Source organism: Flavobacterium sp., assembly GCF_043778725.1.
In the GTDB taxonomy this organism is placed as follows: Bacteria; Bacteroidota; Bacteroidia; order Flavobacteriales; family Flavobacteriaceae; genus Flavobacterium.
Genome location: NZ_JAYWFT010000106.1, coordinates 1 through 4,308 on the forward strand (window position 1 = coordinate 1; position 4,308 = coordinate 4,308).

Annotated in this window: 7 protein-coding genes; 5 read left to right on the plus strand and 2 right to left on the minus strand. The window is 34.1% G+C overall.

Going from position 1 to position 4,308, the window contains the following annotated elements; all coding sequences use genetic code 11:
* The first annotated feature begins 269 nt into the window (after positions 1 to 269).
* Positions 270 to 941, plus strand: a complete 672-nt coding sequence (locus tag ACH2CG_RS09875; protein ID WP_395064684.1) for a hypothetical protein — start codon at positions 270 to 272, stop codon at positions 939 to 941.
* Positions 942 to 1,033: 92 nt separating this feature from the next.
* Here the strand turns inward: ACH2CG_RS09875 and ACH2CG_RS09880 are convergent, their stop codons facing one another.
* A complete protein-coding gene (locus ACH2CG_RS09880; RefSeq protein ID WP_395064686.1) occupies positions 1,034 to 1,525 on the minus strand; it encodes a thermonuclease family protein in 492 nt (163 codons plus the stop codon).
* A gap of 97 nt (positions 1,526 to 1,622) precedes the next feature.
* Here ACH2CG_RS09880 and ACH2CG_RS09885 point away from each other — a divergent pair, with 97 nt between their 5' ends.
* From ACH2CG_RS09885 to ACH2CG_RS09900, 4 genes are all read left to right on the plus strand, one after another.
* Entirely contained in the window at positions 1,623 to 2,426 is an 804-nt protein-coding gene (locus ACH2CG_RS09885) for a hypothetical protein (protein WP_395064688.1), read from the plus strand.
* A 68-nt stretch (positions 2,427 to 2,494) separates the two neighbouring features.
* A complete protein-coding gene (locus ACH2CG_RS09890; protein WP_395064690.1) occupies positions 2,495 to 2,947 on the plus strand; it encodes a DUF5675 family protein in 453 nt (150 codons plus the stop codon).
* 12 nt (positions 2,948 to 2,959) lie between these two features.
* Positions 2,960 to 3,223, plus strand: a complete 264-nt coding sequence (locus tag ACH2CG_RS09895) for a hypothetical protein (protein ID WP_395064692.1) — start codon at positions 2,960 to 2,962, stop codon at positions 3,221 to 3,223.
* Entirely contained in the window at positions 3,213 to 3,455 is a 243-nt protein-coding gene (locus tag ACH2CG_RS09900) for a hypothetical protein (protein ID WP_395064694.1), read from the plus strand. Before ACH2CG_RS09895 ends, ACH2CG_RS09900 begins: the two co-directional genes overlap by 11 nt.
* A gap of 185 nt (positions 3,456 to 3,640) precedes the next feature.
* Here ACH2CG_RS09900 and ACH2CG_RS09905 read toward each other — a convergent pair whose 3' ends face one another.
* Positions 3,641 to 4,063, minus strand: coding sequence for a DUF6943 family protein (locus ACH2CG_RS09905; RefSeq protein ID WP_395064696.1), 423 nt, complete (start codon positions 4,061 to 4,063; stop codon positions 3,641 to 3,643).
* Positions 4,064 to 4,308: the final 245 nt, after the last annotated feature.

A 4,308-nucleotide genomic window follows, 5' to 3' on the forward strand; every position in this document is an offset into this window, starting at 1 on the left:
TGTGTTTCATGTTTAAAAATAAGAAATCTCTATTTTTCTTACAACAATTTCGGTATATTTGTTTGTTGGATGGTGAAGTTTTTTCACAGTCTGACGTTACCTGCAATTTTATGAAACACGTTTATCTTACATATTTAACCTTTCTTTTTTTTCTTTTTGGATGTAAAAAACAAGAAGAGAAACCAAATATTGTCGACGAACCTAAAATTGTAAAAATACCAAACTGTTTAGACGAAAAATACTTAGCAAATCCGCCCAAAACTGACACAATGTGTATCAAAGATATTGAGAAAGCTAACCGTGACGTTGAAAAATATTCTAAACTGTATGTAAAAACTATTTGCTTTGGCTGTGATGATAAACCATTCGAAACTGAATTGGAAGAAGTATTAAAGGCAAAAAAAATTAAACAAGTAATACAAGATATTGGATGTGTAGTTTATGAAGGACAAACACAAGGATGTTATAGAGCAACTATAGAATCTGAGATGAAGAAAATGTATGGTGAAAACTATTTTGCGGAATTGGAAAAAGAAGCTGAAAAAAAATTTATTAAAAACATTAACGACAACGATAAAATAGTTAGTGTTTATGATTTAGAAGATAACGAAAAACCGAAAATAAAAACTCCAAATATCTACATTGAAAGCGATTACTACACAACTGTAGCAGTGGATTTTCCAGTTAAATTACAACCTTATCAAAATCTATTTGTCGATATAACTTTTATAGTTGAAAAAAATGGAACTATTAGCAATCTGAGTGTTAGTAATTGGGTAAGCGGCGGATTGGACAAAAAGTATAAAAAAGAACTAATATCAAAAGCTTTAGAGAAATTAAAAATGGAATATAACAATTGGAATCCAGGGAAATATAAGGGAAACATAGCGAGAACTGAAAATACGTTAAGAGTAGGTTTTGAAAATAAAAACTGCAGGTAACAGCCGTTTAGTCTTAATACGCTTGTGAAGTATATATTTTATTGGTACTCACAAAAAATAAAATCCCTTTAGTACAACATAAGTACAACAAATCAAAAACTTTTAACTGAACTATAAATACCCAATCGATTAAGCTGCGCTTGGCGGTTCATCAATTGATATTCTGCGAGCTTGCCGCAGTAATAGTTATGGGTTGCTTTTGCATACCCATTGATCAAAATCAAATCATTCAAACATTCGCCACCTGGTAATATTACATATCCCAATTGCCTGTTCCAGTAGTCATAATAGTTCTCCTGTTCTGTAATAATCGTTACAGCCGTTTTAGGCGGTGCAACCGACAAAACGAAGTGCAAGGATTGCAAACCAAATTGCAGCAGTAATTCGGCAGGTAAACTGCTTTTCTCTTCGTCCTCTTTCATCTTCCTGTTTAGTTTTACTTCTGGTGCATCTAAGCCATAAAGTCGGATTTCTTTTTTCAAATGAGTGAAGCGATTGCAAATGATGATGCTATCCCCATCAAGGACTTCTTCAATTTGCCAATGGGTTTCCACTATGTACGGTGCTTTTGCGTTGTATTGCATTGATTTTCAGTATTTTAAGTTATTGATAATCAAAGATAATGATTGAAATTTGTCTTATGAATTTTATCTAATTATTAATCCATTAAAACGTAAAAAAATGGCAAGACAGAAAGGTGTTATCAAGTATGTTGGAACTCTTGGAGATATCCGACATTTTAAAATTAAAGGTCAAGAAGGCTACTTTGCCGGAATGGTTGGTGGTCCAACTGGTGACCAAGTTCTATCCGCTCCAGAGTTCGAAAGAACTCGTGAGAATATGAACGAGTTTGGCGCTTGTGCCAAAGCTGGTAAATCGGTTCGTACTGGTTTATCACAAGTAATGAAGCAAATGGCGGATAGTCAAGTAACAGGAAGATTAACTTCAATTATGAAGAAAATCAACTTGGAAGACCAAACCGAAGCCAGAGGTTACAGAAAAATCGAAATCACTACACAACGTAGTTATTTGAAAGGATTTGAGTTTGACAAAAACACTTCTTTCAATGGGATTTTCAACGCTCCTTACTCATTAACTCACGGAGTTGATAGAGAAACTGGCGATTTTGTAGTGGATGCTTTTAATCCAGCGAATTTGGTTAATGCTCCATCTGGTGCAACCCATTTCCGTTTGATTACTTCGCTTTCCGTAGTGAGTGATTTTGAATACAACGCTACCACAAACAGTTATGATCCTATGGATGCTGATTTGAATGAGACAAACGATATTCAATACAGTGCCTTCTTGGACTTGTACGCTCCAGTTCCTGCAACCACAATTACAGCAACTTTACCTGGTGCAGTTCTTCCAACGGTAAATGTTACTGTTTTGCAATGTATCGGAATTGAGTTCTACCAACAAGTGGGTGGAAATTACTACTTGTTTGCAAGTGGCAACTGCTTGAAAGTTGAGGATGCTTTTTAAAAAAAGTCATTACAAATCCCTCATCAAAAGTGAGGGATTTTTTGTTTAATCTCAAGTCTATTAAAACTATGGAAAGCAAAATAATAAGAGTTGCACAAGGTAAAGAAAGTACACTCAGCCAGTTATACATCAACGGAATTTTTCAATGTTACTTGTTGGAGGATAAAATCAGAGAAGTTAAAATCGCTTCACAAACTGCCATTCCAAAAGGTGTTTTTAGTTTGAAGTTGAACACTTACGGAGCTAAAAATGTGGATTATAAAAAAGCTTTTGGAAAGTTGCATCAAGGAATGATAGAAATTACTGGTTTACCAAATTTCAGTTTTGTGTATATCCACACCGGAAACACCATCAAAGATACTGCCGGTTGTCCGCTTTGCGGTTTTGGATTTCAATTTGTTGATGGCAATTACCAAGTTTCTCAAAGTGTTGCAGCTTACAAAATGATTTATCCCAAGTTGGTTGCACTGACGACAGAACCGAACAACAAAATAGTAATTGAAAATAATTTTCAGTTTTAAAAAGTCCAAAAAATGGAAAATATCAACATCATCGCTACCCTTTTTGGAACTCTAATCACTTTATTACTTTCGATTGTAGCTTATTTCATCAAGCAATTACATACTGATTTTAAGAGTATGGAAAAAGATTTGGTTGAAGTAAAAACAATGGCTTTAATCATTAAAACCGAGTTCAAAAGTGGTAACGACTTATTGAACCAGAAAGTAGAATATTTAGAAAAACGAGTAAAAACAATTGAATTAACAATCTTAAAAAATCAAGATTATGAAAAATAAAAATATGAATGTAGTAGATAGAGCACTCGCTCCTACTCCAAAATGGTTTAAAATTCTTCGCACAGTAGGAATTGCTTTGGCTTCTGTTGGTGGTGTTATCATCGCTTCACCTGTTGCGTTGCCTGTCGGATTAGTTTCAGCAGCTGGATATTTGGTTCTTGGTGGAAGCATCATTTCGGTAGTTTCACAAACGGCGGTAAAAGCGGAAGAGCAACCAGAACCAAAGGAATAAAAATCCTTAAAAAAGACTTTAGAAGCTCCATTTTGTGGAGCTTTTTTTGTTTATAGCAGTCAATAAATGGCAATTGCTTTGCTTTTCTTCGATTTATTTAAGTGGTGCAATCATATTGCACTTATGTATCAGTTTGCTTGTAAATGAGGTGCAAACAATCCTAGTCCAGTTGGACCAGGATTGTTTTATTTTCTGCAATAGCGGTATAAAATTACTCTACGCATATCGTTTATGAGGTTGATATTTTCGTGAAATTGTTTTTCCTTTTGCTCCAGAAGTTTTAAAGCTGCAATGTGTTTAACGTGTTGCTCGTGTTCTTCCATCATAATTTTAGACCTTACAAAAAACTCTTTTTTGAAATCATTCAAACGTAAAAATGGAATTACGGAACCTACTAAATGTTGATGCCAAAATTTTGTTTTCCACAAACTATAAGCGATAAAATAAAGGTTTTCGCAGTCTTGTTCTAAATCAAAAATGACTACAAAACTATTAGTAAATGGCTCTTTTTGTGGCTTTCCGCTGTTCATCCCTTTGTTAAGTAGGAATAAATGGGGCTTCGAGTAAATCGTGCCTTTCTGGTGGGTTTTAATGATAAAATTCTGCATAACTTTCGGCTTTAAAAATTGATTAGATTTTGAATTTTTCGCGGATTTTCTCTTGAAATGCAGGTGTGCCTCGCTACGCTCGACCTATAAAATTTTTTTCGCCAAATGTTATTTTTAATTGGAAGCGAAGAATTATCATTTCAAAAGAAAAAATAAAAATTCCTTTTGGAATGGCAGTTTGCGATGCAATTTTCACTTCTCTAATTTTATCTTCTAACAAATAGCATTGAAATATTCCGTTAATG

Coding starts and splice junctions, on each gene's coding strand:
- ACH2CG_RS09875 (WP_395064684.1), top strand. CDS start 270: ATGTGTATCAAAGATATTGAGAAAGCTAACCGTGACGTTGAAAAATAT.
- ACH2CG_RS09880 (WP_395064686.1), bottom strand. CDS start 1,525: ATGCAATACAACGCAAAAGCACCGTACATAGTGGAAACCCATTGGCAA.
- ACH2CG_RS09885 (WP_395064688.1), top strand. CDS start 1,623: ATGGCAAGACAGAAAGGTGTTATCAAGTATGTTGGAACTCTTGGAGAT.
- ACH2CG_RS09890 (WP_395064690.1), top strand. CDS start 2,495: ATGGAAAGCAAAATAATAAGAGTTGCACAAGGTAAAGAAAGTACACTC.
- ACH2CG_RS09895 (WP_395064692.1), top strand. CDS start 2,960: ATGGAAAATATCAACATCATCGCTACCCTTTTTGGAACTCTAATCACT.
- ACH2CG_RS09900 (WP_395064694.1), top strand. CDS start 3,213: ATGAAAAATAAAAATATGAATGTAGTAGATAGAGCACTCGCTCCTACT.
- ACH2CG_RS09905 (WP_395064696.1), bottom strand. CDS start 4,063: ATGCAGAATTTTATCATTAAAACCCACCAGAAAGGCACGATTTACTCG.